Genomic DNA, 26,255 nt, shown 5'->3' on the forward strand with positions numbered 1-26,255 from the left:
GGGGTGGGGGGGGGGGGGGCCGCCCCGCGGGTGTGGGGGGCCCCCCCCCCCCCCCCCCCCGGGGGCGCGGCGGCCGGATCGCGAAAACACGCCCCCCCCCCCCCCCGCCCGCTCTTCGGGCTCACACCGCCGTACGCGGAATCCTTCGCTGCCAGCTCCGGCGGAAGATTTCCTCCTCGCCGTCCCGGCATACGACCTCGTTCTCCGTCACGAAGTCGCCGCCGGCCGTGGTGATCTCCGAGCGGGTCTCGATGCGGGCGTCCCAGCCCAGGTCCGGGCGGTGCAGGCGGATCGACCAGTCCGAGCGGGTCGTGGCGCTCTCCGGGTCGGCGCTGTCGATGCGGTACGTCTCCAGCGCGTCCTCGGTGAACTCCAGTCCGTCCGGGTAGATCCGGGTGCCGCCGTACCGGGGGTCGACCTCCAGCGTCCAGGTGCCGGCCGCGACGTCCCGGGTCACCTTGCGCTCGGGGCGCTGGTCACCGCCGCCGGGGAAGACCACGCCCAGCGGCTCGGACTGCTCGGGCTGCTCGAAGGTGATCTCCGGCTCGTCGGCGCGCGGGGTGCGGACCGGCAGTTCTACGGAGCTGGCGGCCGGGTCGACCGTCCAGCCGGCCTCGCTGCCCGCGTGCGGCCAGACCCACGGCCAGTACGCGGAGGAGAGCGCGACGCGGATCCGGTGCCCGGCGGGGAACGCGTGCCCGATGCCGTTCAGCTCGAACGTCACGTCCTCCGTCGTGCCCGGCATCCACTCGACGGCCCGGTCCCGGCCGTGCCGGGTGAGCAGGTTGAGCACCCCGCGGGTGACCAGCGTCGAGGAGCCGTCGGGCGCCACGTCGCAGATGCGGGCGATGACCTGGCCGCGCGGCACCTCGGACGTCAGGCGCAGGGTGATCCGGGGGCGGCCCAGGATCTCCACCCGCTCGGTCAGCTCCGGCAGGTCGAAGCAGACCGAGCGGCCGTCCTCCTCGCGCTGGTCCGGCGGCAGGTCCGCGTCGTTGCCGAACGGGAAGTAGCGGCCCGCGTCGACGCCGGTGTGCTGGGGCGAGCGGACCAGCAGCGGCCGGTCGCCGGGCAGCGTGTGCGCCGTCGGCGTGATGTGCGGGGAGGGCCAGGCGGGGTCGGCGACCCAGCGGCCGGGCAGCTCGTCGTAGACGGTGGCCGGCGGGTGCGACTCGCTGATCCAGGAACGCAGCAGCGGGTCGTCCTCGACGCCGGTGTCCTCGCCCTTGAGCCAGTGGTCCCACCAGCGCAGGGTCTCCTGGAGGAAGCCGATCGCGGGGCCCGGCGGCAGGCCGCGGTCCGGGTACTGGTGCGACCAGGGCCCGATGAGACCGCGTACGGGCGCGTCGAGGCGTTCGATCAGCCGCAGCACGGTGTCGCGGTACGGGTCGTGCCAGCCGCCGACGGCGAGCACCGCCGCCTTGATCGCGGAGTAGTCCTCGCAGGCGCTGCCGTGCTGCCAGTACGCGTCCCGGGACTGGTGGCCCAGCCAGGTGTGGAGGAAGGGATCGACCGCTTCGAGGCGGTCGGTCCACTGCTTGCGCCAGCCGTCGCCGACCTGCGCGGGGTCCGGCGGCCGGGAGACGAAGGCGAGCATCGTGGCGGCCCAGGCGTGCATGTCGACGGCGAGCAGCGAGCCGCCGATGTAGTGCACGTCGTTGTCGAAGCGGTCGTCCGCCGAGCAGACCGTGACGATCGCCTTCAGCGCCTCGGGCGCGCGGGCCGCGAGCTGGAGGCTGTTGAAGCCGCCCCAGGAGATGCCGAACATGCCGACCTTGCCGGAGCACCAGGGCTGTGCGGCCAGCCACTCGATGACGGCGATGCCGTCGGCCAGCTCGGTCTCGGAGTACTCGTCGGTCGGCATGCCCTCGGAGTTGCCGTGCCCGCGGACGTCCACGCGGACGGAGGCGTAGCCGTGGCCCGCGTAGTAGGGGTGGCGCTGCGCGTCGCGCGGCGCGGTCCAGTCGCTCAGCCGGTAGGGCAGGTATTCGAGGAGGGCCGGCACGGGCTCCGTGCCGTACGGGCGCCAGATACGGGCGTAGAGCTGGGTGCCGTCCGGGAGGGGGATGCGGACGTCCTCCTGGAACGTCCGGTGCGGGAAGTCGGTCCGGATGTGCATGGGGGCAGGTCCAATGAGCGTTAGTGGACGGGGTGCATGGTGCGGCGCAGCCACGGGCCGGCGGCGATCACCGCGAGGCCCACGACGACCGCGAAGCCGCCGTTGAGGCCGAAGTACAGCTCGTCGGAGATCTCGCCGAAGAACTTCACGGCCTGTGCCTGGATGCCGTTGGCCAGGGCGAGCGAGAGGAACCACAGGGCCATCGTCTGGCTGGCGAAGGCGGCGGGCGCGAGCTTGGTCGTCGCGGACATGCCGGTGGTCTCCAGCAGGATGTCGCCGAGGCCGAGCAGCACGAAGGAGATCAGGATCCACCAGGCGGCCATCGTCCAGTCGCCGGTGCGCCCGTGCGTGGCGGGCACCATGACGAGGAAGGACAGGCCGCCCAGGATCACCCCGTAGGCGATCTTGTGCGAGGCGTGCGGCTGGCGCCTGCCGAGCTTGACCCAGACGGCCGCGACGACCGGCGCGAGCAGCACCTCGGCGCCGCCGAGCACCGAGTTGTACCAGGTGGAGGGGAACTCCCAGCCGAGGATCGCGGTGTCGGCATGGTTCGCCGCCAGCAGCGTCATCGTCGAGTACGACTGGAAGAGGACGAAGTTGAAGACGACGGAGGCGGCGAAGAGCACCAGGTAGGGGCGGAGCCGGCCGCGCTCCTCGGCGCTGACCCGGGGGCTGCGGAACATCACCACGAAATAGGCGACGGGCGCGAGCACGGAGATCACCGTCAGGACGTCCACGGTGCGGTCCATGGTGAGCCAGCCGGCCAGGGCCAGGCCCGTGGCGACGGCGGCGACCAGTACGCAGCCGCCGGCGATCAGCCAGGTCGCGCGGCGCATCGCCGACTGCGGGAGGGCGAACTCCGCGCTGTGCTTGCGGCCGGCGAGCCCCTTGCGGCCCGCGATGTACTGGATCAGGCCCAGCGTCATGCCGACCGCGGCGGCCGAGAAGCCCCAGTGCCAGCCCTGCTTCTGGCCCAGCCAGCCGATGATCAGCGGGGCGAGGAAGGCACCGATGTTGATGCCCATGTAGTACAGCGCGAAGCCGGCGTCCCGGCGCTCGTCCTCGGTGGCGTAGAGCTTGCCGACCATGGTCGAGACGTTCGGCTTCAGCAGCCCCGTACCGGCGATGATCAGTCCCAGGCCCACCCAGGTCATGGCGGCCGTGGGCACCGCCATGGAGTAGTGGCCGCAGGCGATGAGGACGCCGCCCCACAGGACCGCGCGGTACGAGCCGAGCATCCGGTCCGCGAGCCAGCCGCCGGCGACCGAGACGAGGTAGACCAGGGTGCCGTAGGCGGCGGTGACCGACGCGGCGGTGTTCTCCGCCATGCCCAGTCCGCCGTGCGCGACCGTGTCGGCGAAGTACAGGACCAGGATGGCCTGCATGCCGAGGAAGGAGAACCGCTCCCAGACCTCCAGGCCCGAGAGGGTCAGCAGGCCTCGTGGGTGGCCGAGGAACGAACGGTCGTCGCGAGGGTGCGGTGGTCCGGACACGGGTGTGGCTCCTGGGGCTGGCGGGCGATTAACTTGCTTCTGCTCTCCGTTCCTCCGAGTGCAAAACCCATGACCTTGGGTGATCAAGAACATACCGGGCCCGGGCCCGCGCGGCCCGTCGGCCGCGGGGACCATGGAGACGGGCGGGCGCTCACGGTGATCGAACTGGGACCGGATACGCTGGCCAATGGTGGAGACAGCGACAGATCGACAATCAGTTTGATCGTCAGCAGACAGGAGTAACCCTCGTGACCGTCGTCGGGCCCTTCGGGCTGAGCGTGCGGGACCAGGCTCTTGAGGCCGATGTCCAGGCCGGGTTGGCGGCTGTCGAGGAGGGCCTGCTGGAGGCCACCAAGAGCGACGTGCCGTTCATCACCGATGCCGCGCAGCATCTCGTCCGCGCAGGTGGCAAGCGCTTCCGGCCGCTGCTGGGAATGCTCGCCGCGCAGTTCGGCGACCCGCACGCCCCGGGCGTGGTGCCCTCGGCCGTGGTCGTGGAGCTGACGCACCTCGCGACGCTGTACCACGACGACGTCATGGACGAGGCCACCGTGCGCCGCGGTGTGCCCAGCGCCAACGCCCGCTGGGACAACTCCGTCGCGGTCCTCACCGGCGACTTCCTCTTCGCCCGCGCCTCGCACATGCTGGCGGACCTGGGCCCGGAGGCGGTCCGCATCCAGGCCGAGGCGTTCGAACGGCTGGTGACCGGCCAGATCCTGGAGACCGCCGGCCCGCGCGACGGCCGCGACCCGGTCGACCACTACCTCGACGTCCTCGCCGGCAAGACCGGTTCGCTGATCGCCGTCGCCTGCCGCTTCGGCGCGATGATGGCCGGGTCCGAGGAGTCCACGGTCAACATCCTCACGCAGTACGGCGAGCGGCTGGGCACCGCCTTCCAGCTCGCCGACGACGTGCTGGACATCGCCAGCGACTCCCACGAGTCCGGCAAGACCCCCGGCACCGACCTGCGCGAAGGCATCCCGACGCTGCCGGTCCTGCACCTCCGGGCGCTCGCCGCTTCGGACCGCGCGACCGACGCCGACCGCGCGCTGGCCGACCTCCTGGAGCAGGACCTCACCGACGACGCCCGGCACGCCGAGGCGCTGGCCGGACTGCGCGCCCACCCCGCCCTGGAGCAGGCCCGCCGCGACACCGTCCGGTACGCGCAGGAGGCCCGCGCGACGCTGGTGCCGCTGCCGGAGTGCCCGGCCAAGACGGCGCTCCAGGAGCTGTGCGACGCGGTGGTGCACCGGGCGGGCTGAGCCCCGCCGCCGGCTTCCCCTCTTCTCAGGGGCGGTCTCATCCTTCAGCAGTACACCGTTCCAGACCCGGGGCTGACGCTTTGTGCTGGCGGATTTGGTGGCATTGACACCACCACGCCACGGCGGAGCGGGCCACAATGAGCCCGAGGTGTGGACGAGTGCATCGGGACGGGACCGCCGCCTACGACGGAGGTAGAGCACATGCCACGGAACGAACCGACACGGATCACCGGCGAATGGGACGACGGAGGGGACCGGCCGCGACGGAGCAAGGTCGTCCGCTACGGCGTTCCGGTCGCGGTGGCGGGGGTGGCGGCAGCGACGATCGGGCTGGTCCCGGCGTTCGCCGGCTCCCCCGACCTGCCGGAGATATCCGCTCAGGACCTCATCGCCAAGGCAGCGGCGTCGGACGTACAGCAGCTGTCCGGCACGGTAAAGATCAGCACCGACCTCGGCCTGCCGGAGCTGCCCGGAGGGATGAGCGCCGGTGCGTTCGGCGGCGCGGGAGGGGACAAGGACGGCGGAGCCGCCGCCCCCAAGGACAAGCTGATGGAGCTGGCCTCCGGCACGCACACGCTGCGGGTGGCCGCCGACGGCGCCGACCGGCAGCGGGTGTCGCTCCTCGACAAGGCCGCCGAGTACAGCCTGGTCCGCAACGGCGACAAGGTATGGGCGTACGACAGCGGCAGCAACACCGCCTTCCGCGCCACCGGCCCGAAGGCCGAGAAGCAGGCGGCGCCGCGGTCGATGGGGGACATGACCCCGCAGAAGCTCGCAGAGCAGGCGCTCGCGGCGGCCGGTGACACCACGTCGGTCACCGTCGACGGCACCGCCAAGGTCGCCGGCCGGGACGCCTACCAGCTGCTGATCAAGCCCAAGCAGTCCGGCTCGACCGTCGGCTCGATCCGCGTCGCGGTGGACGCGCAGAACGGCGTACCGCTGCGCTTCACGCTGGCCCCGAAGAGCGGCGGCGCACCGGTCGTCGAGGCGGGCTTCACCTCCGTGGACTTCGCCGAGCCGGAGGCGGGCACGTTCGCGTTCAAGCCGCCCAAGGACGCGAAGGTCATCGACGGCGACGAGGTCCGTACGCAGCACGACCGCAAGGCCGATGACCTCCCGAACAAGCTGCCCGGCGGCCTGCCGCACGGCCTGGGCGAGGCGGGCGGCCGGGACTCCGGCGGCATGGACGTCATCGGCCACGGCTGGACCGCGATCGCGAAGATCGACGGCGGCGGCAAGGGCCAGGGCGAGAAGGCGGCCCCCGGGGGCAAGCCGGGCGCGGCCGGCGACGCCGCCAAGTTCCTGGACTCGATGGGTGAGAAGGTGACCGGCTCGTTCGGCTCCGGTCACGTCTTCAGCACCCGTCTGGTGAACGCCCTGATGACGGACGACGGCACGGTGTACGTCGGCGCCGTCGACCGGCAGACCCTGGTCAAGGCGGCGAACGCGGCGAAGTGACCGCGGTGGAGCGACTGCGGTGAAGTGACCGCGGTGGAGTGACCGCGGTGGCGGTACTCGGCCACCACCCGGTGGTCCCGGCGGACGGCCGGAGGGCGCGGCCCGCGCTTCTGCGCGGCAGCGCCCTTCGGCCCGGCTCACAGTGGGGGAGCGCATGGCGCCACCGTCGTCGGACGGGGACCGTGGAGCGAACGGGGACCGTGGAGCGGCTCCGGAGGCCGGCACGGAGCGGGAGAGCGGCACGGAGCGGGAGGCCGGCTGGGACCCGGAGGGCGGCCGGGAACCGGCGGGCGGCGCCGCTTGTCCGCCCGTCATCGAGACGCGCGGGCTGACCAAGACGTACGGGAGCGGCCGGCCGGCCGTCGAGGGGCTCGACCTGTCCGTGCCGCCCGGCAGCATCTTCGGCTTCCTCGGCCCCAACGGCTCCGGCAAGACCACCACCATCCGCATGCTGATGGGGCTCATCCGGCCGACAGAGGGCAGCGCCCGGCTGCTCGGCGAGCCGATGCCCGCGGCCGCGCGGCGGGTGCTGCCCAGGGTCGGCGCGCTCATCGAGGGCCCGGCCCTCTACGGCTTCCTCACCGGCCGGGCCAACCTGCTGCGGTACGACGCCGCCGATGCGACCGCCGACCCCCGCACCCGGCAGGCGCGAGTGGCCGCGGCCCTGGAACGGGTCGGCCTGGCCGCCGCTGCCGGCAAGCGGGCCCGCGCGTACTCGCTCGGCATGAAGCAGCGGCTCGGGCTCGCCGCCGCCCTGCTCCAGCCCCGCGACCTGCTGATCCTGGACGAGCCGACCAACGGCCTGGACCCGCAGGGCATGCGCGAGATCCGCGGCCTGGTGCGCGAACTGGCCGCCGACGGCACGACCGTCTTCCTCTCCTCCCACCTCCTGGACGAGATCGAGCAGGTCTGTACGCACGCCGCGGTGATGTCCCGCGGCCGGCTGATCACCCAGGGCACGGTCGCCGGACTCGCGGCCGGAGCGCGCGGCCGGCTGGCCGTCACCACCCCGGACACCGCGGACGCCGTACGGGTCCTCAAGGAGCAGGGCCTCGCCGACCTCGTGGTCACCGGGGACCGGGTGACGGGTGAGCTGCCGCCGGGGCCGGGCGGGGAGGAGCCGGATCCGGCCGAACTGAACGCCGCGCTCGTCGCGGCCGGGGTACGCGTCCGCGGCTTCGGGACCGAACGCGCCTCACTGGAGGACGTCTTCGTGGCACTGACGGGGGAGGGCTTCGATGTCGCGGACTGACACGGCGGTGCGGGGGAAGGGGCGGGGCCAGGCGCGGATGCCGGACCGGGCGGCGGACGGGGAACCGGGCGCGCCGGGCGTACGCACGCCACGCGCCCTGTGGTCGCTCGGCCTGCTGCGCAACGAGCTCGGTACGACGTTCCGGCGGCGCCGCACGCTCATGCTGCTCGCCGTACTGGCCTGCGTACCGGTCCTGGTCGGGATCGCGGTACGGGTCCAGACCGCGGACGGCGGGCGGGGTGGCCCGGCCTTCATCTCGCTGGTGACCAACAACGGCCTCTTCCTGGTCTTCACCTCGCTCGCGGCCACGCTCCCGGTGTTCCTGCCGATGGCGCTGGCGGTGGTCGCCGGGGACGCGGTCGCGGGCGAGGCGGGCGCCGGGACGCTGCGGTACCTGCTGGTCGCGCCGGCCGGGCGGACCCGCCTGCTGCTCGTCAAGTACGTCACCGCGCTGGTGTTCTCGCTGGCCGCGACCCTGGTGGTGGCGGCCTCCGCGCTGGCCGTCGGCGCGCTGCTGTTCCCGCTGGGCGAGGTCACGCTGCTGTCCGGTACGGCCGTGCCGTTCGCCGAGGGCCTGCTGCGGGCGCTCGCCGTCGCGGGCACGGTCGCGCTGTCGCTGACCGGGGTGGCGGCACTGGGCCTGTTCGTCTCCACGCTCACCGGGAGCGGGATCGCGGCGATGGCGACGACGGTGGGGCTGGTGGTCACCGCGCAGATCCTGGACACCATCCCCCAGCTGGCGCCCGTACAGCCCTACCTCTTCCCGCACTACTGGCTGAGCTTCGCCGACCTGCTGCGCGACCCGGTCTACTGGGACGACATCCGCACCAACCTGGGCCTCCAGGCGGTCTACGTACTGGTCTTCGGCACGGCGGCGTGGGCCCGCTTCACCACGCGGGACGTGACGGCCTGAGGGGCGGCGTGCGGTGCGGGGATCGGAGCGGGCCGGGGCGCGAGGGCGCGGGGCCCGGCTCCCGTCTCCCGGCTTCGGCCGGTCACGGCTTGACGGGGGACGGCGTCGTGGCCGGTTCGGAGCCGGCCGAGTCGTGAGATCGCGGCCCCCGGAGCTCCCGGCCCCCGGCCGGTCATGGCTTGGCGGGCGACGGCGTCGGCTCGGCGGTCGATCCGGCTGCCGACGTGGTGGTCGGCTCGGCGGCGGTGCCGACCGCCTCCGCCACGGCCTCCGGGCCGGCGCCCTCCGCCACCGCTTCGGCGGCCGAGGCGCGGGCGGCGGCCAGCGCGGCCCGGGACGAGCGGGCCGTGCGCAGCGCGTCCCAGGTCAGGACGGCCAGGGCCAGCCACACCAGGGCGAAGCCCGCCCAGCGCTCGGGCGGCATCGTCTCGTGGAAGACGGTGAGGCCCAGCACGAACTGGAAGGTCGGCGCGAGGTACTGGAGCATGCCGAGCACCGACAGCGGCAGCCGGACCGCGGCCATGCCGAAGGCGATCAGCGGCAGCGCGGTGGCGAGGCCGCTGCCCGCGAGCAGCGCGGCCTGGCCGATACCGCCGTTGACGAGGCCGGACTCGCCGCGCACGCCGAGCAGCACGAGGCAGGCCAGCGCGGGCAGGAACTGGATCACCGTCTCCGTGCTGAACCCCTCGATGCCGCCGAGCTTGATCCCCTTCTTCACCAGGCTGTACGTGGCGAAGGAGAACGCGAGCGCGAGCGCGATCCACGGCACCCGGCCGTACGCGATGGCCATGATCAATACCGCCAGCGTGCCGACGCCCACCGCGGTCCACTGCAGCGGGCGCAGCCGCTCGCGCAGGAAGAGCACGCCGAAGGCGATGCTGACCAGCGGGTTGATGAAGTAGCCGAGGGACGCCTCCAGCACGTGGCCGGTGTTGACCGCCCAGATGTAGAGGTACCAGTTGACCGAGATGACGGCGGCCGCGATCACGATCAGGCCGAGCCGCTTCGGCTCCCGCAGCAGCGGGCGTATCCACGACCAGCGGCGCAGCGCGGCCAGCATGACGAGGGCCACCGGCAGCGACCAGGCCATCCGGCTGGCCAGGATCTCGGTGGCGGAGGCGGCGGACAGCAGGTGCCAGTAGAGGGGGAGGAAGCCCCACAGGCCGTACGCGACGAAGCCGTAGACCAGGCCGGTGCGCTGGTCGGACTGAGCGGGCAAGGGTTCCTCCTGGGCGGGGCGGACGCGGTACGGCGCGGCACTCCGAAAGGTAGCGCCGCTCGCCCCGCCTGTCATTCCCGTATCTCAAATACGGTAGTTACAGATCCGGATCCGGGCAGGGGTCGCCGGGGATCAGTGGGTGAGAGGCCCCTGCCGGAGGCCGCCGGGGGCCGACGGGGACCAGCGGGGGGGCAGGCCACACGCGCGACTGCCCGGGACCGGTACGCGAACCGGTCCCGGGCAGCCGGGAGAACGCGGCGGCCGTGGCCGCCCCGCAGGGCGTCAGCCGACGACCGTCCAGGTGTCGTTGCCGGCGAGCAGGGTGGCGAGGTCGCCCTTGCCCTTCTGCTCTATGGCGGCGTCCAGCTGGTCGCTCATCTCCGTGTCGTAGACGGGCCGGTCCACGCTGCGCAGCACGCCGATGGGCGTGTGGTGCAGGGTGTCCGCGTCGGCGAGTCGGGAGAGGGCGAAGGCCGTGGTGGGGGAGGGGTTGTGCGCGTCGTGCACCAGCACGCCCGCGGTGCCCTCCTGGGTGACGTCGACGACCCGCAGGTCGCCCGTGGCCGGGTCGCGCACGACGCCCTTGGAGCCCAGGCCGTCCTCGGCGGGGGCGCCGAACCGGATCGGCTGCCCGTGCTCCAGCCGGATCACGGCCTCCTGCGCCTGCTCCTTGTCCTTGAGCGCCTCGAACGCGCCGTCGTTGAAGATGTTGCAGTTCTGGTAGATCTCCACCAGCGCCGTGCCCGGATGTTCCGCGGCCTGGCGGAGCACCGAGGTGAGGTGCTTGCGGTCGGAGTCGACGGTGCGCGCCACGAAGGACGCCTCGGCGCCGATCGCCAGCGAGATCGGGTTGAAGGGCGCGTCCAGCGACCCCATCGGCGTCGACTTGGTGATCTTGCCGACCTCGGAGGTGGGCGAGTACTGCCCCTTGGTCAGCCCGTAGATCCGGTTGTTGAACAGCAGGATCTTGAGGTTGACGTTCCGCCGCAGGGCGTGGATGAGGTGGTTGCCGCCGATGGAGAGCGCGTCGCCGTCACCGGTGACCACCCACACCGACAGGTCGCGCCGGGACGAGGCGAGGCCCGTGGCGATGGCCGGGGCACGCCCGTGGATGGAGTGCACCCCGTAGGTGTTCATGTAGTACGGGAAGCGGGAGGAACAGCCGATGCCGGAGACGAAGACGATGTTCTCCTTCGCCAGGCCGAGCTCGGGCATGAAGCCCTGCACGGCGGCGAGGATGGCGTAGTCGCCGCAGCCGGGGCACCAGCGCACTTCCTGATCGGACTTGAAGTCCTTCATGGACTGCTTGGCCTCGGCCTTGGGCACCAGGGAAAGCGCCTCGATCTGCGACGCACCCTCCGCGATCGTCTCAGTCATTGATGGCCTCCTTCGGGCCCTGCTTCATTACCTCTTGGAGGTGGGCGGCGAGCTGCTCCGCCTTGAACGGCATCCCGCTCACCTGGGTGTGCGACTGGGCGTCCACGAGGAACTTGGCCCGCAGCAGCGTCGCGAGCTGGCCCAGGTTCATCTCGGGGACGACCACCTTGTCGTAACGCCCCAGCACCGCACCGAGATTCCCCGGGAAGGGGTTGAGGTGCCGCAGATGGGCCTGGGCGATCTCACCGCCGGCGCGGCGCACCCGGCGCACGGCCGCGGTGATCGGCCCGTACGTCGAACCCCAGCCGATGACCAGGGTGTCGGCGGTGCCCGAGGGGTCGTCGACCTCCAGGTCGGGCACCTCGATGCCGTCGACCTTGGCCTGCCGGGTACGGACCATGAAGTCGTGGTTGGCCGGGTCGTAGGAGATGTTGCCCGTGCCGTCCTGCTTCTCGATGCCGCCGATGCGGTGCTCCAGGCCCGGCGTACCGGGCACCGCCCACGGGCGGGCCATGGTCTGCGGGTCGCGCTTGTACGGCCAGAAGACCTCGGTGCCGTCCGCCAGCTCGTGGTTGGCCGAGGTGGCGAACTGCACGCGCAGATCGGGCAGTTCGTCGACCTCCGGGATGCGCCACGGCTCGGAGCCGTTGGCCAGGTAGCCGTCGGAGAGCAGGAAGACCGGCGTGCGGTACGTCAGTGCGATACGGGCCGCGTCCAGGGTCGCGTCGAAGCAGTCCGCCGGGGTGCGCGGCGCCACGATCGGCACCGGCGCCTCGCCGTTGCGCCCGTACATCGCCTGGAGCAGGTCGGCCTGCTCGGTCTTGGTCGGCAGGCCCGTCGACGGTCCGCCGCGCTGGATGTCCACGATCAGCAGCGGCAGTTCCAGGGAGACGGCCAGGCCGATCGTCTCCGACTTCAGCGCCACGCCCGGGCCCGAGGTGGTCGTCACGGCGAGCGCGCCGCCGAACGCCGCGCCCAGCGCCGCGCCGATGCCCGCGATCTCGTCCTCCGCCTGGAACGTCCGCACACCGAAGTTCTTGTGCTTGGACAGCTCGTGCAGGATGTCGGAGGCCGGGGTGATCGGGTACGAGCCGAGGTAGACGGGCAGGTCCGCCTGGCGACCCGCGGCGACCAGGCCGTAGGACAGCGCGAGGTTGCCGGAGATGTTCCGGTACGTACCCGTCGGGAACGCCTTCGTCGCGGGCGCGACCTCGTAGGAGACCGCGAAGTCCTCCGTGGTCTCACCGAAGTTCCAGCCCGCCCGGAACGCGGTGACGTTGGCCTCCGCGATCTCCGGCTTCTTGGCGAACTTCTGCCGCAGGAACGCCTCGGTGCTCTCCGTCGGGCGGTGGTACATCCACGACAGCAGGCCGAGCGCGAACATGTTCTTGGAGCGCTCGGCCTCCTTCCGGGAGAGACCGAAGTCCTTGAGGGCCTCGATGGTCAGCGTCGTGAGCGGCACCGGGTGGACGTTCCACGCCTCCAGCGAGCCGTCCTCCAGCGGGTTGGTGGTGTAACCGACCTTCGCCATCGGGCGCTTGGTGAACTCGTCGGTGTTCACGATGATGTCCGCGCCGCGCGGCACGTCCGCGAGGTTGGCCTTCAGCGCCGCGGGGTTCATCGCGACCAGGACGTTCGGCGCGTCACCCGGCGTGAGGATGTCGTGGTCGGCGAAGTGCAGCTGGAAGCTGGAGACGCCGGGCAGCGTGCCGGCGGGGGCACGGATCTCGGCGGGGAAGTTCGGCAGCGTGGACAGGTCGTTGCCGAACGAGGCCGTCTCGGAGGTGAACCGGTCACCCGTGAGCTGCATGCCGTCACCGGAGTCGCCCGCGAACCGGATGATGACCCGGTCCAGCCGGCGGACCTCCTTGCCGGCGCCGTTCTCCGTCGCGGGGGTGTGCGGCCGTTCCCCCGCGAGTGCACCGTCGGTCTTGTCGGCTGGGCTACTGACCTGGCTGGTCACTGCTTCGGACCTCCCTCGGGGCCTTGGGTGTCCCCGCCGTGGGCAGGGCATCCGGGACGCATCGTGCGGACCTGTCGTCCCACGGCCATCGTACGTCTGTAAGGGTCGCCTTCCTGGAGGCGATCACATGGTGGACGTGAAAATGAGACGCCGTGCTCGCATCGTGGACGCGCGAGCGAGGTGCCGCTCTGTCGTACTTCGTCATGAATTATCCGCCCCCCGCGGCTTCTTCTGTAGACGCTCCGTGCTTCAACGCTGGTTCAGCGCTCCGTACTCCGTGCCGGAGTGACGCCCCCCGCACCGGCGCCATTGACTGACAGGGTGTCAGGCGATCAGGAATTGAGGTAGGTGAGTACCGCAAGCACACGGCGGTGATCCCCGTCACTCGGGGCCAGGCCAAGTTTGAGGAAGATGTTGCTGACGTGCTTCTCCACCGCGCCGTCGCTCACCACCAGCTGCCGGGCTATCGCGGAGTTCGTCCGGCCCTCGGCCATCAGTCCCAGCACCTCACGCTCCCGCGGCGTGAGACCGGCCAGTACGTCCTGCTTACGGCTGCGGCCCAGCAACTGGGCGACGACCTCGGGGTCGAGGGCCGTGCCGCCCTCCGCCACCCGCACCACCGCGTCGACGAACTCACGCACTTCTGCTACCCGGTCCTTGAGCAGATAGCCGATGCCCCGGCTCGAACCGGCCAGCAGCTCCGTCGCGTACTGCTCCTCCACGTACTGCGACAGCACCAGTACTCCCAGGTCGGGGTGGTCCCGACGGAGCCGGATCGCGGCGCGCACCCCCTCGTCCGTATGTGTCGGTGGCATACGGACGTCCGCGACGACCACATCCGGCGCCTCCCCGCCGTCCGCCAGCTCCCCGATGACCTTGATCAACGCCTCGGCGTCCCCCACACCCGCGACGACCTCGTGCCCCCGGTCCGTCAGCAGCCGCGTCAGCCCTTCTCTCAGCAGCACCGAGTCCTCGGCGATGACCACCCGCACGCTGTTCTCCACGATCTCGGCTCCCCCACCCCGTTCTGGTTCGACGCTTTTCAGCATCCCAGGATTCGGACGCACGCGTCGGATCACCGTGCGGGTTGTGGATAACTCGGAATGGCCGGTTGTGGACGGCCGCGCCGGCGGGCGAAAAGCCGTACGATCACCGGCCCGCGGGCGCGGTACGCCGAACGGCGGAGGCAGGTGTTCCCCCTCCGCCGCGCGAAGCGCCACCCGCCCCGGCCGGCCGATTCCCCCCGGTGTCAGTCGCGCCAGGGCAGCTCCGCCGTGACCGCCGTCGGCCCGCCCGTCGGCGAGTCGACGACCAGCAGTCCGTCCACCGCGTCCAGCCGCTCGGCCAGCCCCGCCAGACCGCTGCCCGATCCGGTGTGCGCGCCGCCCCGGCCGTCGTCGGACACCAGCACCATCAGCCGGTCCTCGGCCCGCCACACGTCGACCGACGCGCTGTCCGCGGCCGCGTGCTTGGAGACGTTCTGCAGCAGTTCGGAGACGGTGAAGTACGCGATGCCCTCGATCGCAGCGGCGGGGCGCGCCGTCAGGTCCACGCTCACCTCCACCGGCACGGTGCAGCGCGCGGCGAGCGCCGAGAGCGCGGGGCCCAGGCCGCGGTCGGTGAGGATCGCCGGGTGGATGCCGCGGGCCAGGTCGCGCAGCTCCTGGAGCGCGATCTTCACCTCGCCGTGCGCCTCGTCCACCATGCGGGCCGCCGCGTCCGGGTCCTCCTGGAGCTTCTCCTTGGCCAGCCCCAGGTCCATGGCCAGCGCCACGAGGCGGGCCTGCGCCCCGTCGTGCAGGTCGCGTTCGATGCGCCGCAGGTCGGCCGCCGCGGTATCGGACACCGCTGTACGGTCCGACTCCAGCTCCGTGACCCGGTCGGCCAGCCGCGAGGGGCCGAGCAGTCCGTGCACCAGCAGCCGGTCCACCTGGCTCAGGCCGCGCACCGCGCCGCCCCACGCCAGCACCAGCAACAGGCCGGCGGCGCTGGTCACGGCCATCTCGCCGGGGGTGTCCAGATAGCTGCCGTGCGTCCCGTCGCCGTAGAGCTGGAGGCCGTCCTGGCCGAGGTACATCGGGAAGGTCCAGCGCCACAGCGGGTACGTGAGGAGGCCCCAGCCGGCCGACCACAGCGTCACCGAGACGGAGAACGCGAAGACGGCCCACGGGAAGTGCAGCAGGCAGTAGAGGAAGTGCCGCCAGGACACCCCGCTCTTGAGGACGCCGCCCACCCAACTCATGAGACCCGGCCGGGCGGTCCGCACGGGCTCCGGGGCGCGGACGTCCAGCCCGAGCAGGGCCCGCGCCCGTACCCGCTCCACGGCGCCGAGACCGCGGCAGCCGGCGAGGCCGGCGGCCAGCACCGGTATCCCGAGGAAGGTGACCAGCAGCCCCGCGCCGAGCGAGAACATCGTGACCGCGTAGCTGAACATCACGACGGCGATCGGCAGACCGAGCAGCAGGTGCAGGAACTCCCGCCAGGTACGGCCGGAGAAGGGCGCGCGCAGTACGAAGGGGATGCGGCCCGTGCCGCGCCCTTCGGGGGCGTGCGGTGCCCGGGGTGTCGGGCCGTATGCGGTGTCCATGGTGTCTCGTCCCGTCCGTTCTGCCGGTGTGCGGCGCTTGTGGTCGCCCTCGGATGCCGGGTGGCGGGCGCTTCGGTGGTGGCGTACGTCCACCTTGTCCGTTCCGGACCGCAGGGGACATGGAGCCGGTCGGCGTCTTGAACCTCGGGTTTTCCCCACCCCGCGCGGCAGCGGTCGTCAGGGCGCGCTGCGCCACGGCAGTTCGGCCGTGACCTGCGTCGGCCCGCCCGCCGGCGAGTCGAGGACGAACAGCCCGTCCACCGAGCCGAGCCGGTCGGCCAGGCCGGCCAGCCCGCTGCCCGCGTCCAGCCGCGCCCCGCCGCGCCCGTCGTCGCGCACCTGGAGCAGCAGCCGGTCCCCGGACCGCCACACCTCCACGGAGGCGCTGCGCGCGGCCGCGTGCTTGGAGACGTTCTGCAGCAGTTCGGAGACGGTGAAGTACGCGATGCCCTCGATGGCCGGCGCGGGCCGCGCCCCGATGTCCACCGTGACGGTGACCGGCACCGTGCAGCGCGCCGCGAGCGCCGACAGGGCCGGTCCGATGCCGCGGTCGGTGAGGATCGCCGGGTGGATGCCGCGGGCCAGGTCGCGCAGCTCCTGAAGGGCCAGCTTCACCTCGCCGTGCGCCTCGTCCACCATGCGGGCCGCCGCGTCCGGGTCCTCCAGCAGCTTCTCCTTGGCCAGCCCGAGGCCCATGGCCAGCGCCACGAGGCGGGCCTGCGCGCCGTCGTGCAGGTCGCGTTCGATGCGCCGCAGATCGGCCGCCGCGGTGTCCACGACCGTGCCCCGCCCCGACTCCAGCTCCGCGATCCGCCGCTCCAGCTCGTCGGAGGGCGACAGCAGCCCCCGTACCAGCGCCCGGTCCACGTTCGACAGCCAGCGCGCCAGCCACGGCAGCGCCGGCCAGGCCACGAACAGCGACACGAAGGTCAGCGTGAAGGTGAGGACGCCCCAGGGCAGCCGCACGAAGGCGTGCAGCGCGTGCCGCCAGCCGACCGGGTCCTTCAGATGCGCCCACAGCCAGGGGAAGAAGCCCGGCTCCCGGACGAGCGGCGGGCTCGGCCGGTCGACGCGCACCCCGAGGAGCACGCGGGCCCTGGCCCGCTCCAGCCTCCCGTACTGCCGGCAGCCCAGCAGGACCAGTGCGAGCAGCGGCAGCCCGATGACCGTGACCGACAGCCCCAGGCTCGCCACGAGGCAGCCGACCAGCAGCCCGAAGGCCACCACGGCCACCGGCAGGTTGCACAGCAGATGCGCGATCTCCCGCCAGGTGGCCGCGCTCAGGGCCGCGCGGGGCGGGGGCGGGGCCGGGGCCACGCCGTCGTCGGGGCCGGCATCGGCGCGTGTGCCCGGGTCGGAGGTCACCGTCATGCCGGTCAGCTTGCCGGGACGCGCGGCCCGGTGCCATGGGGTGGATAGGTGGGGCGAAGTGGGGATATCCCCACCTTCCCGCAGATGGGACTGCTCGTCCGGAGCCGCGCAGGGCCTAGACTCCCGTGCGTACAGATCGTCGAAAAAGTTCGGCGAAAGCGGTTGCAGAGGGGTGGCCGGGCGCCTACGGGGCGTGAAGGCGGCCCGCTGCACACGAGCAGTCAGGGAGCGAGGGGCGGACGTGCCGGACACGACCGTACGCACCATCAGCGCCGCGGACTACTTCCAGGGCTATTCGGCCGTCGGGCTCATCGCCGTGATCGGTGTGCTCTTCGTGGCCGTGGCCTTCGGGGCGGGCCGGCTGATGCGTCCAGTGGTGCCCACACCCGAGAAGCTGCTCACGTACGAGTGCGGCGTGGACCCCGTGGGGGAGGGCTGGGCGCACACCCAGGTCCGCTACTACGTCTACGCGTTCCTGTACGTCATCTTCGCCGTCGACTCGATCTTCCTTTTCCCCTGGGCGACGGTCTACGCCGCCCCTGGCTTCGGCGGCATCACGCTGGTGGAGATGTTCATCTTCCTCGGCTTCCTCGCCGTCGGCCTGCTCTACGCATGGAAGAAGGGCGTCCTGGAATGGACGTGACCCCCGCCTCCGCGGCCAACGGAGCCTCGCCGGGCCCCGAGCTCCTGCCCGAGCCGCGCCGCCTCGGCCCGCTGGCCCGCCTGGCCCCCGAACCGATGAAGGTGGTCCTGAACTGGGGCCGCCGCTACAGCCTGTGGGTCTTCAACTTCGGGCTCGCCTGCTGCGCGATCGAGTTCATCGCCGCCTCCATGGCGCGCCACGACTTCATCCGGCTCGGCGTGATCCCGTTCGCGCCCGGCCCGCGCCAGGCCGACCTGATGGTCGTGTCCGGCACGGTCACGGACAAGATGGCGCCCGCGGTGAAGCGGCTGTACGAGCAGATGCCCGAGCCGAAGTACGTGATCTCCTTCGGGGCCTGCTCCAACTGCGGCGGCCCGTACTGGGACTCGTACTCCGTCACCAAGGGCGTCGACCAGATCATCCCGGTGGACGTCTACGTACCGGGCTGCCCGCCGCGCCCCGAAGCGCTGCTCCAGGGCATCCTCAAGCTCCAGGAGAAGATCGCCCGCGAGTCGCTGGGCGAGCGCTACGGCCACGGCGGCAAGGCCGTCAAGGCGGGCAAGCGCGCCGGCCGGGCGTCCACCGAGGCGCTGCGCAGCGGCCTGGTCGCCCCGCCGGCGCCGCCCGCCGCGACGGGCCGGCCGTCGGCCGAACAGCCGGATGCCGGGCAGCCGGACGCCGGGCGACAGACCACCGAGCAGCCGCCGTCCGAGCAGACCGGGGAGGACACCCGATGACGGCCCAGCCGCCAGAGCCGGGCACGCCCGAGGAGCCGACGGGCGCGGCACCTGAGGGTGCGTCGGGCACGGCCCCCGAGAAGGCGAAGGACACCGCACCTGAGAAGGCGACGGGCGCGGCCCCCGAAGGGGCGTCCGCCGAAGCGCCCGAGGGCGACGGGACCGCCGAGGCCCCGCCCGCTCCTCCCGCCCCTCCCGTGGGATGGCTGCCGGAGTCGGCCGAGCAGATCTTCGGTGCCGGTGCCACGGCCGAGGAGGCGTACGGCCTGCTCACCGTCGACGTACCGGCAACCGCCTGGACCGACGCGCTGACCGCCGCCCGGGACGCCCTGGGCTGCACGTACTTCGACTGGCTGAGCGCAGTCGACGAGCCGGGCACCGGCTTCCGCGTCTGCGCGCACGTCGCCGACGTGTCCCGCCCCGGCGGGGCCCGGCGGCTCCTCGTACGGACGACTGTGCCGCACGAGAAGGCCGTACTGCCCACGGCGATCGACGTGTACGCCGGCGCCGGCTGGCACGAGCGTGAGACGCACGAGATGTTCGGCGTGGAGTTCGCCGGCCACCCGGGCCTCACGCCGCTGCTGCTGCCCGAGAACTTCGAAGGCCACCCGCTGCGCAAGGACTTCGTGCTCGCCGCGCGGGTCGCCAAGGCGTGGCCGGGTGCCAAGGAGCCCGGCGAGTCCGAGCACGGCGGCCCCAAGCGCCGCCAGATGCTGCCGCCGGGCGTCCCCGACCCGAACGAGTGGGGCCCGCTCAAGGGCCAGCTGCCGCCCGCTCCGGCCCGTCCGGCACGCGGTGCCGCCCGCGGCGCCCGAGCGGCCGGCGGTGCCGGTGCCGTGGGGCGTGCCGGGGCCGGCCGGGCGGCCGGCGCGGGCCGGGAGGCGGCGGCCGGTGCGGCCGGCGAGCGTCCGGCCCGCCGGACGCGCAGCGCGAGCGCCGGTTCGGCGAGTCAGCAGGCCGCGGCGGCCACCGAGAAGCCCGAGTCCAAGGGCGTCGAGCCGCCGAAGGACACGGAGGCCCCGAAGGCCGCCGAGGCCGCCAAGGAAGCGGCGGCCGACCCGGCCCGTACGCCTGAGGCCCGTACGCCGGAGGCCCGTACGCCTGAGGCCGGTGCGCCCGAGACCGGTGCGGCGGCGTCCGCCCCGCGGACTGCTCCGCGCTCCTCGGACGCACCGTGGCACCATGCGCGTCCCGCGTTCGAGGCGAAGGCCTCCGGGGCCGAGCCCTCCGGGGCGGAACCCTCGGGGACCGAACCCTCCAAGGCGGAGTCCCCCGAGGCACAGCCCGCAAAGGCGGCCTCCGAAGAGGCCCCTGAGGAGGCCCCCAAGAAGGACGCCCCCGAGGACGAGGGCGGCGCTTCCGAGGACGCGCCGGCCGACGCACCCGAAGGCACCGCCCGGCCCGAAGGCGCCCACGGCGCCACCCGCACCGACGACGAGACTGGAGGCGGCACCGCATGAGTGACACGCTCGCGATCGTGCTCCGCGTGCTCGCCGTCTTCGTGGTCTTCCTCGTCTTCCCGCTGGTCATCGGGCAGACCGAACACAAGGTCATGGCGCACATGCAGGGCCGTCTCGGCCCGATGTACGCCGGCGGCTTCCACGGCTGGGCGCAGCTGGTCGCCGACGGCGTGAAGTTCGCGCAGAAGGAAGACATCGTCCCGACGGGCGCCGACCGCAGGATCTTCCAGCTCGCGCCGGCCGTCGCCCTGCTGCCGTACCTCCTCGTGCTGATCGCCATCCCGGTCGGCCCGGGCAACGCGGTCGGACAGGCGCTCGACGCGGGCGTCTTCTTCGTGCTCGCGGTGATGGGCGTCGGCGTCCTCGGCTCCCTCATGGCGGGCTGGGCGTCGGCGAACAAGTTCTCGCTGCTCGGCGGTCTCCGTACGGCCGCGCAGCTGCTGGCGTACGAGCTGCCGATGCTGCTCGCCGCCGCGTCCGTCGCGATGGCCGCGGGCACGCTGTCGCTGCCCGGCATCCTCGACGCCTTCCACTGGTGGTGGGTGCCGTGGCAGATCGTCGGCGGCCTGGTGTTCTTCACGGCCGGGCTCGCGGAGCTGCAGCGCCCGCCGTTCGACATGCCGGTGGCCGACTCGGAGATCATCTTCGGCGCGTACACCGAGTACACCGGTCTCCGCTTCGCGCTCTTCCTGCTCGCGGAGTACGCCGGCATCGTCGTGCTCTGCGCGCTGACCGCGGTCCTCTTCCTGGGCGGCTGGCACGGTCCCTTCGGCGCCGACGGACTCGGCTGGCTCTGGATGCTGCTGAAGACCGTCGTCCTGGCCTTCGGCGTCATCTGGCTCCGGGTCAGCTATCCGCGCCTGCGCGAGGACCAGCTGCAGAAGCTCGCCTGGACCTGCCTCATCCCGCTCGCTCTCGCCCAGATCGCCCTCACCGGCGTCATCAAGGTGGTGACCTCCTAAATGTCCCGCCCGTCGCCCGACCACCACCCCTCAACGACGCCCTCCGGGCGGCCCCGTTCGTTCCCCGGTTCCGGCCTCGCCAAAGGGCTGGCCGTCACCCTCCGCACGATGACCAGGCGCACGGTCACCGAGCAGTATCCGGACGTCCAGCCCGAGCTGGCGCCCCGTACCCGTGGTGTCATCGGGCTGTTCGAGGAGAACTGCACGGTCTGCATGCTGTGCGCCCGTGAGTGCCCGGACTGGTGCATCTACATCGACTCCCACAAGGAGACCGTGCCGCCGGCCGCCCCCGGGGGCCGCGAGCGCAGCCGTAACGTGCTCGACCGCTTCGCCATCGACTTCTCGCTGTGCATGTACTGCGGGATCTGCATCGAGGTGTGTCCGTTCGACGCCCTCTTCTGGTCGCCGGAGTTCGAGTACGCCGAGACCGACATCCACGAACTGACCCACGAGCGCGACAAGCTGCGCGAGTGGATGTGGACGGTGCCCGAGCCGCCCGCGCTCGACCCGGGCGCTGAGCAGCCCAAGGAGATCACCGCCGCGCAGAAGGCCGCCGACAAGCTGGCCGCCCAGCAGGCCAAGGAGGCCGAGGAGGCCCGGCAGGCCGCCGAGCAGGCCGGCGGGTCCGGCCCGGCCGAGGGGGAGGAAGCGTGACGCTCGCCGCCGCAAGCCACGGCTTCCTGACGCCCAGCGGCGTGGAGATCGCGTTCCTCCTCGTCGGCCTGGTCACGCTCGGCGCGGCCGTGGTCACCGTCACCACCAAGCAGCTGGTGCACGCCGCCCTGTGGCTGGTGGTCGCCCTCGGCGGGATCGCCGTGGAGTACCTCCTGCTCACCGCGGAGTTCATCGCGTGGGTACAGGTGCTCATCTACGTCGGTTCCGTGGTCGTCCTCCTCCTCTTCGGACTGATGCTGACCAGGGCGCCCATCGGCCGGTCCCCGGACGCCGACTCCGGCAACCGCTGGGCCGCGCTCCTGGTGGCCGTGGCCTCCGCCGCGGTCCTCGTCTGGGTCGTCGTCGACGCCTTCCGGGCGTCCTGGATCGACCTCGATGCCGTCCAGGGCTCCACCGAGGTCTCCGGGCGCAGCCTCTTCCAGCACTGGGTGCTGCCCTTCGAGGCGCTGTCCGTGCTCCTGCTGGCCGCCCTCGTCGGCGCGATCGTCCTGTCCCGCAAGGACGGGGCGGACACGCCGGACGGCCGGTCCGTACCGGGCGCCGCCGCGGGCACCGTGCCCGACTCCGCACGCCGAGAGGGACAGCGCTGATGCATCTCGCCTACCCCGCCGTCCTCGCCGTCCTCCTCTTCTGCGTCGGCCTCTACGGCGTCCTCGCCCGGCGCAACGCGATCCTGGTCCTGATGTCCGTCGAGCTGATGCTCAACGCCGTCAACCTCAACCTCGTCGCCTTCGACGTCTGGCTGCGCGACGCCCTGCACGCCGGCCAGGCGCTCACCCTCTTCACGATCGCCGTCGCCGCCGCCGAGATCGGCATCGGCCTCGCGATCGTCCTGCTCGTGTACCGCAACCGCGGCAGCTCCGACGTCGACCGGCTCACCGACCTCGCCGAGCGCCCCACCGGAGACGGCACGGACGAGCGCGCGCACCACCCGTCCGACCAGCAGGCGGAGGCCGCCGCGTGACGACCACGACCACCGCCGTCCTCGTCCCCCTCCTGCCGTTCCTCGGCGCCGCCTTCGGCCTCCTCCTGGGACGGCGCGCGCCCGGTTTCGTGCGGCCGCTGGCCGTCCTGCCGACCCTCGCCGCGGCCGCGCTGGCCGTCGTCGTGGCCGTACGGCAGGGCGGGGGAGCGGCCGTCGACGCCGCGACGGAGCTGACCCCGACCGGCTCGGTCCCCATCGAGCTGGCCCTGCACATCGACGGCTTCGCCGCCCTGGTGGCGGTGCTCGTCGGCACCGTCGCCACGTGCGTGCACATCTACTCCACCGGCTATCTGCGCGACGACCCGCGCTACGCCTCCTACGCCGCGCTGGTCTCCCTCTTCACCTCCGCGATGCTGCTCGTCGTCTACTCCGGCGACCTGATGGTGCTGCTGGTCGGCTGGGAGATCATGGGCATCTGCTCGTACTTCCTCGTCGGCCACTACTGGGAGACCGAGGCCGCCCGGTCCGCCTCCCTCAAGGCCTTCCTGGTCACCAAGCTCGGCGACGTCCCCTTCCTCTTCGGGCTCTTCGCGCTGGCCGCGGACGCCGGCACCTTCCGCATCACCGGCATCCTGAACGCCGTCGCCGGCGGCGAGCTGCACCACCCGACGCTGGTCGCGCTGCTGCTGCTCGCCGGGGTCGCGGGCAAGTCCGCGCAGTTCCCGCTGCACACCTGGCTGCCCGACGCGATGGCCGGCCCCACGCCGGTCTCCGCGCTGATCCACGCCGCCACGATGGTCGCGGCCGGTGTCTACTTCATCGCCCGGCTCCTCCCGGTCTTCGCGGCGTCCGCCGCCGCGCTGGTCGTGCTCGCCGTGATGGCCGCCGTGACCATGGTCGGCTCGGCGCTCGCGGCCCTGGCCCAGGACGACATCAAGCGCGTCCTGGCGTACTCCACGGTCGGCCAGCTCGGCTACATGACCGGCGCGCTGGCCGTCGGCGACCGCGGCGCGGCCGTCTTCCACCTCCTCTCGCACGGCGCCTTCAAGGCGCTGCTCTTCCTCGGCGCCGGCGTGATCATCCACGCGGCCGGCACCAACTCGCTCGCCGCCATGTCGCGGATGCGCGGCCTGTCCAAGCGCATCCCCGACGCCTTCTGGACGGTGACCGTGGCGCTGCTCGCGCTCGCCGCGATCCCGCCCTTCGCGGGCTTCTTCTCCAAGGAGGCCGTCCTCGGCGCCGCGGAGCACGCCGCCGTCGGCGAGGCCCACCTCGCGTTCGGCGGAGCCCACGACCTCGGGTCCGTGCCCACCGCCGCCGGCTGGACCGTCCTCGTCGCCGGTCTGGTCACCGCCCTCCTCACCGCCGCCTACGCGGCCCGCCTGTGGCTGCTCGCCTTCTTCGGCCGCGGCCCCCAGGAGGCCCCCGACCACGGCAAGCAGCCGCTGGTCATGAACGCCGTGCTGTGGGTGCTCTTCCTTCCCACCGCCGCGTTCGGCATCGCCGCGCCCGTCCTCCCGGACTGGTTCGACGGAAACGAACTGACGCCGACCCTGGTCACCTCCGTCCTCGGCACCGGCCTCGCGCTGGCCGGCGCGCTGATCATGTACGGCGCCTGGCGGCATACGACCGCGGTCGCCGCCCGCGCGCCCCTCGGCGCGGTCGCGGTGGACCCGGACGCGTCGCCCGCGGTCTCCGAGGAAGAGGCCATCGCCACGCACGCCGCGGCGTACGGCGACAACGCCGGAGCCCCGGACCCGGCAGACCCGGGCCGTCTCCTGCTCGGCCCGCTGCACGCCCCCGCCACCCGCGGCTTCCACCTCGACGCCGTCTACACCGCCCTCTTCGTCCGGCCCGTACGCGCCGCCGCCCGGCTCGTCCGCTTCCTCGACCGCGAGGTCGTCGACACGTACGTGCACGGCGCCGGCACCGGAGCCCGCTGGCTGGGCACGGCCGTCCGCCGGGCGCAGACCGGCAACGTGCAGACCTACCTCGGCGCGCTGCTCGCGGGCTCACTCGTGCTGGCCGTCGCCGCCGTCCTCGTCGCTACGGGCACGGGAGCCTGACACTGATGCTGCAATCTCCCGGGGGACGACCCCCGCACCCCCAGCCACCGTCCGGGCTCGCAGGAGCCGAAACCCTGAGGAGGGCCTGACCATGAGCCACCACGCCATGCAGATCCTTCTCGCGGGCGTCGTCGTGCTCCCGCTGATCGGCGCGCTCGCGGCGCTGCTCCCCGCCCCGCCCGGCCTGAAGGGACGCAACCCGGAGCAGGTCGTGCTGCGGCACGGCGTGACCGTCACCGGTGTCGTCCTGGCCGCGTCCGTCGCGCTCGCGGCCGGCTTCGACCACGGCGACCCCGCCCGCATGCAGGCTCAGACGGATATCGGCTGGATCCCGGCGCTGGGCATCCGTATCCACCTCGGCATCGACGGCATCTCGCTCCCCCTCCTGGTCCTGACCGCGCTGCTGACCTTCCTCTGCGCGCTGTACTCGTACTTCAAAATGCCGGCGGGCCCGTCCCCCAAGGCATTCGTCGCGCTGATCCTCGTGCTGGAGTCCGGCACCCTGGCGACCTTCGCCGTGCTGGACCTGATGCTCTTCTTCCTCGCCTTCGAGATGGTCCTCATCCCGATGTACTTCCTGATCAACCGCTGGGGCGGCGAGAACAGGACGTACGCGGCGTGGAAATTCATCCTCTACACGCTGCTCGGCTCCGTCGTGATGCTGCTGGGCCTCCTCCTCATCGGCCTGAAGTCCGGCACGTTCGACATGGTGGCACTCGCCACTGACAACGGCCCGAAGTCCCAGCTCAGCCACACCGTTCAGCTGCTGGCGGTGCTCGCGATCGGCATCGGCCTGGCGGTCAAGGCGCCGATGTGGCCGCTGCACAGCTGGCTGCCCGACGCCCACACCGCGGCGCCCACCGTCGGCTCGGTCCTGCTGGCCGGCGTCCTGCTGAAGATGGGCACCTACGGTTTCGTGCGCATCGCCCTGCCGATCGCGCCGGACGGCATGCACACCTTCGCGCCGTACCTCGCCGCCTTCGCCGCGATCGGGATCATCTACGGCTCGCTCGCCTGCCTGGCGCTGGCCCGCCGCGGCGCGAAGGGCGACCTCAAGCGCCTGATCGCGTACAGCTCGGTCGGCCACATGGGCTTCGTGCTGCTCGGCATCGCCTCCATGACGCCCACCGGCATCAACGGCGCGCTCTTCGCCAACATCGCCCACGGCCTCATCACCGGCCTGCTCTTCTTCCTGGTCGGCGCGCTCAAGGACCGGTACGGGACCACCGATCTGGACCGGCTCGCGGGCCGCACCGGTGCCGCGCTCTACGGCCGCGCGCCCCGCTTCGGCGGCCTGCTCGCCTTCGCCGCGATCGCCTCGCTCGGCCTGCCGGGCCTGGCCGGCTTCTGGGGCGAGATGCTTGCGATGTTCGGCGCGTTCAAACCCGCTGACGGCCTCAGCCGCCCCGCCTTCCTGACCTTCATGGTCCTGGCGGGCATCGGCACCCTGCTCACCGCCGCGTATCTCCTCGTCGTCGTCCGCCGGGTCTGCATGGGCAGCAAGGAGACCGCCGAGCAGGACGCGCTGGCCGCCGCCCCCGGCGAGGGCGCGACCGCCGGGGTGGCCCCCGGCCAGGCCGCCTCGACCACCGTCGCCACGGCCCCCACCGCCGTCAAGGAGAGGGCCCCCGCCGTCCCCGACGTCGCCCCCTACGAGTACGTGGCCTGGACCCCGCTGGCCGCCCTCACCGTCCTCGCCGGTCTCTGGCCCGCGGCCCTGCTGGGCCTCACCGACCCGGCCGTGCAGAACCTCCTCGGAGGCGGTAGCTGATG

General features: G+C 72.6%; 21 protein-coding genes. 13 read left to right on the top strand and 8 right to left on the bottom strand.

Translation table 11 applies throughout. The features are described 5' to 3' along the window. Window positions 1-121 precede the first annotated feature (121 nt). Together ACZ6WH_RS25345 and ACZ6WH_RS25350 are read right to left on the bottom strand one after the other, a co-directional pair. A complete protein-coding gene (locus ACZ6WH_RS25345; RefSeq protein WP_469730897.1) occupies window positions 122-2,119 on the bottom strand; it encodes a CocE/NonD family hydrolase in 1,998 nt (665 codons plus the stop codon). Between the two features lie 20 nt (window positions 2,120-2,139). Then, entirely contained in the window at window positions 2,140-3,612 is a 1,473-nt protein-coding gene (locus ACZ6WH_RS25350; RefSeq protein WP_469730899.1) for a peptide MFS transporter, read from the bottom strand. A gap of 248 nt (window positions 3,613-3,860) precedes the next feature. Here ACZ6WH_RS25350 and ACZ6WH_RS25355 point away from each other — a divergent pair, with 248 nt between their 5' ends. From ACZ6WH_RS25355 to ACZ6WH_RS25370, 4 genes are all read left to right on the top strand, one after another. Then, the gene (locus ACZ6WH_RS25355; RefSeq protein WP_469730902.1) at window positions 3,861-4,874 is read left to right on the top strand and encodes a polyprenyl synthetase family protein; all 1,014 of its coding nucleotides are present in this window, start codon (window positions 3,861-3,863) and stop codon (window positions 4,872-4,874) included. 201 nt (window positions 4,875-5,075) lie between these two features. Next, window positions 5,076-6,332 (top strand): LolA family protein, encoded by a 1,257-nt coding sequence (locus ACZ6WH_RS25360; RefSeq protein WP_469730905.1) that lies wholly within the window; start codon window positions 5,076-5,078, stop codon window positions 6,330-6,332. 154 nt (window positions 6,333-6,486) lie between these two features. After that, window positions 6,487-7,584 carry an ABC transporter ATP-binding protein gene (locus tag ACZ6WH_RS25365; protein WP_469730906.1) on the top strand — a complete coding sequence of 366 codons (1,098 nt, stop codon included), beginning with the start codon at window positions 6,487-6,489 and terminating at the stop codon, window positions 7,582-7,584. Next, the gene (locus tag ACZ6WH_RS25370; protein WP_469730908.1) at window positions 7,571-8,497 is read left to right on the top strand and encodes an ABC transporter permease; all 927 of its coding nucleotides are present in this window, start codon (window positions 7,571-7,573) and stop codon (window positions 8,495-8,497) included. Before ACZ6WH_RS25365 ends, ACZ6WH_RS25370 begins: the two co-directional genes overlap by 14 nt. A 172-nt stretch (window positions 8,498-8,669) precedes the next feature. Here the strand turns inward: ACZ6WH_RS25370 and rarD are convergent, their stop codons facing one another. From rarD to ACZ6WH_RS25400, 6 genes are all read right to left on the bottom strand, one after another. Next, window positions 8,670-9,716, bottom strand: coding sequence for an EamA family transporter RarD (gene rarD, locus ACZ6WH_RS25375; protein ID WP_469730910.1), 1,047 nt, complete (start codon window positions 9,714-9,716; stop codon window positions 8,670-8,672). Window positions 9,717-9,998: 282 nt separating this feature from the next. After that, window positions 9,999-11,093: a 2-oxoacid:ferredoxin oxidoreductase subunit beta gene (locus ACZ6WH_RS25380; protein ID WP_432856129.1), complete on the bottom strand. Its 1,095-nt coding sequence runs from the start codon at window positions 11,091-11,093 to the stop codon at window positions 9,999-10,001. Then, the gene (locus ACZ6WH_RS25385) at window positions 11,086-13,056 is read right to left on the bottom strand and encodes a 2-oxoacid:acceptor oxidoreductase subunit alpha (RefSeq protein ID WP_469730913.1); all 1,971 of its coding nucleotides are present in this window, start codon (window positions 13,054-13,056) and stop codon (window positions 11,086-11,088) included. Before ACZ6WH_RS25385 ends, ACZ6WH_RS25380 begins: the two co-directional genes overlap by 8 nt. Window positions 13,057-13,388: 332 nt before the next feature. After that, window positions 13,389-14,048, bottom strand: coding sequence for a LuxR C-terminal-related transcriptional regulator (locus ACZ6WH_RS25390; RefSeq protein ID WP_432864465.1), 660 nt, complete (start codon window positions 14,046-14,048; stop codon window positions 13,389-13,391). A gap of 257 nt (window positions 14,049-14,305) precedes the next feature. Continuing rightward, window positions 14,306-15,643: a sensor histidine kinase gene (locus ACZ6WH_RS25395; RefSeq protein WP_469730915.1), complete on the bottom strand. Its 1,338-nt coding sequence runs from the start codon at window positions 15,641-15,643 to the stop codon at window positions 14,306-14,308. Window positions 15,644-15,820: 177 nt separating this feature from the next. Next, on the bottom strand, window positions 15,821-17,014 hold the full coding sequence (locus ACZ6WH_RS25400; RefSeq protein ID WP_469730917.1) for a sensor histidine kinase: 1,194 nt from the start codon (window positions 17,012-17,014) through the stop codon (window positions 15,821-15,823). Window positions 17,015-17,255: 241 nt separating this feature from the next. Between ACZ6WH_RS25400 and ACZ6WH_RS25405 the strand changes: the two genes are divergently transcribed. The 9 genes from ACZ6WH_RS25405 (at window position 17,256) to ACZ6WH_RS25445 (ending at window position 26,253) form a co-directional block, all read left to right on the top strand. Next, window positions 17,256-17,657, top strand: coding sequence for an NADH-quinone oxidoreductase subunit A (locus ACZ6WH_RS25405; protein WP_052864802.1), 402 nt, complete (start codon window positions 17,256-17,258; stop codon window positions 17,655-17,657). Then, window positions 17,648-18,394, top strand: coding sequence for an NADH-quinone oxidoreductase subunit B (locus tag ACZ6WH_RS25410; protein ID WP_469730920.1), 747 nt, complete (start codon window positions 17,648-17,650; stop codon window positions 18,392-18,394). The genes ACZ6WH_RS25405 and ACZ6WH_RS25410 overlap by 10 nt, the downstream gene beginning before the upstream one ends. Continuing rightward, the gene (locus ACZ6WH_RS25415; RefSeq protein ID WP_469730922.1) at window positions 18,391-19,854 is read left to right on the top strand and encodes an NADH-quinone oxidoreductase subunit C; all 1,464 of its coding nucleotides are present in this window, start codon (window positions 18,391-18,393) and stop codon (window positions 19,852-19,854) included. Before ACZ6WH_RS25410 ends, ACZ6WH_RS25415 begins: the two co-directional genes overlap by 4 nt. Then, window positions 19,851-20,816, top strand: coding sequence for a complex I subunit 1/NuoH family protein (locus ACZ6WH_RS25420; protein ID WP_469730924.1), 966 nt, complete (start codon window positions 19,851-19,853; stop codon window positions 20,814-20,816). The genes ACZ6WH_RS25415 and ACZ6WH_RS25420 overlap by 4 nt, the downstream gene beginning before the upstream one ends. Window positions 20,817-20,924: 108 nt before the next feature. Then, a complete protein-coding gene (locus tag ACZ6WH_RS25425) occupies window positions 20,925-21,470 on the top strand; it encodes a NuoI/complex I 23 kDa subunit family protein (RefSeq protein ID WP_432864462.1) in 546 nt (181 codons plus the stop codon). Then, a complete protein-coding gene (locus tag ACZ6WH_RS25430) occupies window positions 21,467-22,081 on the top strand; it encodes an NADH-quinone oxidoreductase subunit J family protein (RefSeq protein ID WP_432856108.1) in 615 nt (204 codons plus the stop codon). Before ACZ6WH_RS25425 ends, ACZ6WH_RS25430 begins: the two co-directional genes overlap by 4 nt. Beyond that, window positions 22,081-22,455, top strand: coding sequence for an NADH-quinone oxidoreductase subunit NuoK (gene nuoK, locus ACZ6WH_RS25435; RefSeq protein ID WP_469730927.1), 375 nt, complete (start codon window positions 22,081-22,083; stop codon window positions 22,453-22,455). The genes ACZ6WH_RS25430 and nuoK overlap by 1 nt, the downstream gene beginning before the upstream one ends. Further along, a complete protein-coding gene (locus tag ACZ6WH_RS25440; RefSeq protein WP_469730930.1) occupies window positions 22,452-24,482 on the top strand; it encodes an NADH-quinone oxidoreductase subunit 5 family protein in 2,031 nt (676 codons plus the stop codon). Before nuoK ends, ACZ6WH_RS25440 begins: the two co-directional genes overlap by 4 nt. 91 nt (window positions 24,483-24,573) lie before the next feature. Further along, on the top strand, window positions 24,574-26,253 hold the full coding sequence (locus ACZ6WH_RS25445; protein WP_469730932.1) for a complex I subunit 4 family protein: 1,680 nt from the start codon (window positions 24,574-24,576) through the stop codon (window positions 26,251-26,253). Window positions 26,254-26,255 lie beyond the last annotated feature (2 nt).

The organism is Streptomyces sp. NPDC050806 (assembly GCF_055586425.1).

Excerpts from the sequence above, each read along its gene's own strand:
- ACZ6WH_RS25395 (WP_469730915.1), bottom strand. The coding sequence starts at position 15,643 with ATGGACACCGCATACGGCCCGACACCCCGGGCACCGCACGCCCCCGAA.
- ACZ6WH_RS25415 (WP_469730922.1), top strand. The coding sequence starts at position 18,391 with ATGACGGCCCAGCCGCCAGAGCCGGGCACGCCCGAGGAGCCGACGGGC.
- ACZ6WH_RS25445 (WP_469730932.1), top strand. The coding sequence starts at position 24,574 with ATGAGCCACCACGCCATGCAGATCCTTCTCGCGGGCGTCGTCGTGCTC.
- ACZ6WH_RS25380 (WP_432856129.1), bottom strand. The coding sequence starts at position 11,093 with ATGACTGAGACGATCGCGGAGGGTGCGTCGCAGATCGAGGCGCTTTCC.
- ACZ6WH_RS25345 (WP_469730897.1), bottom strand. The coding sequence starts at position 2,119 with ATGCACATCCGGACCGACTTCCCGCACCGGACGTTCCAGGAGGACGTC.
- ACZ6WH_RS25420 (WP_469730924.1), top strand. The coding sequence starts at position 19,851 with ATGAGTGACACGCTCGCGATCGTGCTCCGCGTGCTCGCCGTCTTCGTG.
- ACZ6WH_RS25425 (WP_432864462.1), top strand. The coding sequence starts at position 20,925 with ATGACCAGGCGCACGGTCACCGAGCAGTATCCGGACGTCCAGCCCGAG.
- ACZ6WH_RS25370 (WP_469730908.1), top strand. The coding sequence starts at position 7,571 with ATGTCGCGGACTGACACGGCGGTGCGGGGGAAGGGGCGGGGCCAGGCG.
- ACZ6WH_RS25410 (WP_469730920.1), top strand. The coding sequence starts at position 17,648 with ATGGACGTGACCCCCGCCTCCGCGGCCAACGGAGCCTCGCCGGGCCCC.
- ACZ6WH_RS25360 (WP_469730905.1), top strand. The coding sequence starts at position 5,076 with ATGCCACGGAACGAACCGACACGGATCACCGGCGAATGGGACGACGGA.
- ACZ6WH_RS25365 (WP_469730906.1), top strand. The coding sequence starts at position 6,487 with ATGGCGCCACCGTCGTCGGACGGGGACCGTGGAGCGAACGGGGACCGT.
- ACZ6WH_RS25400 (WP_469730917.1), bottom strand. The coding sequence starts at position 17,014 with ATGACGGTGACCTCCGACCCGGGCACACGCGCCGATGCCGGCCCCGAC.
- nuoK (WP_469730927.1), top strand. The coding sequence starts at position 22,081 with ATGCATCTCGCCTACCCCGCCGTCCTCGCCGTCCTCCTCTTCTGCGTC.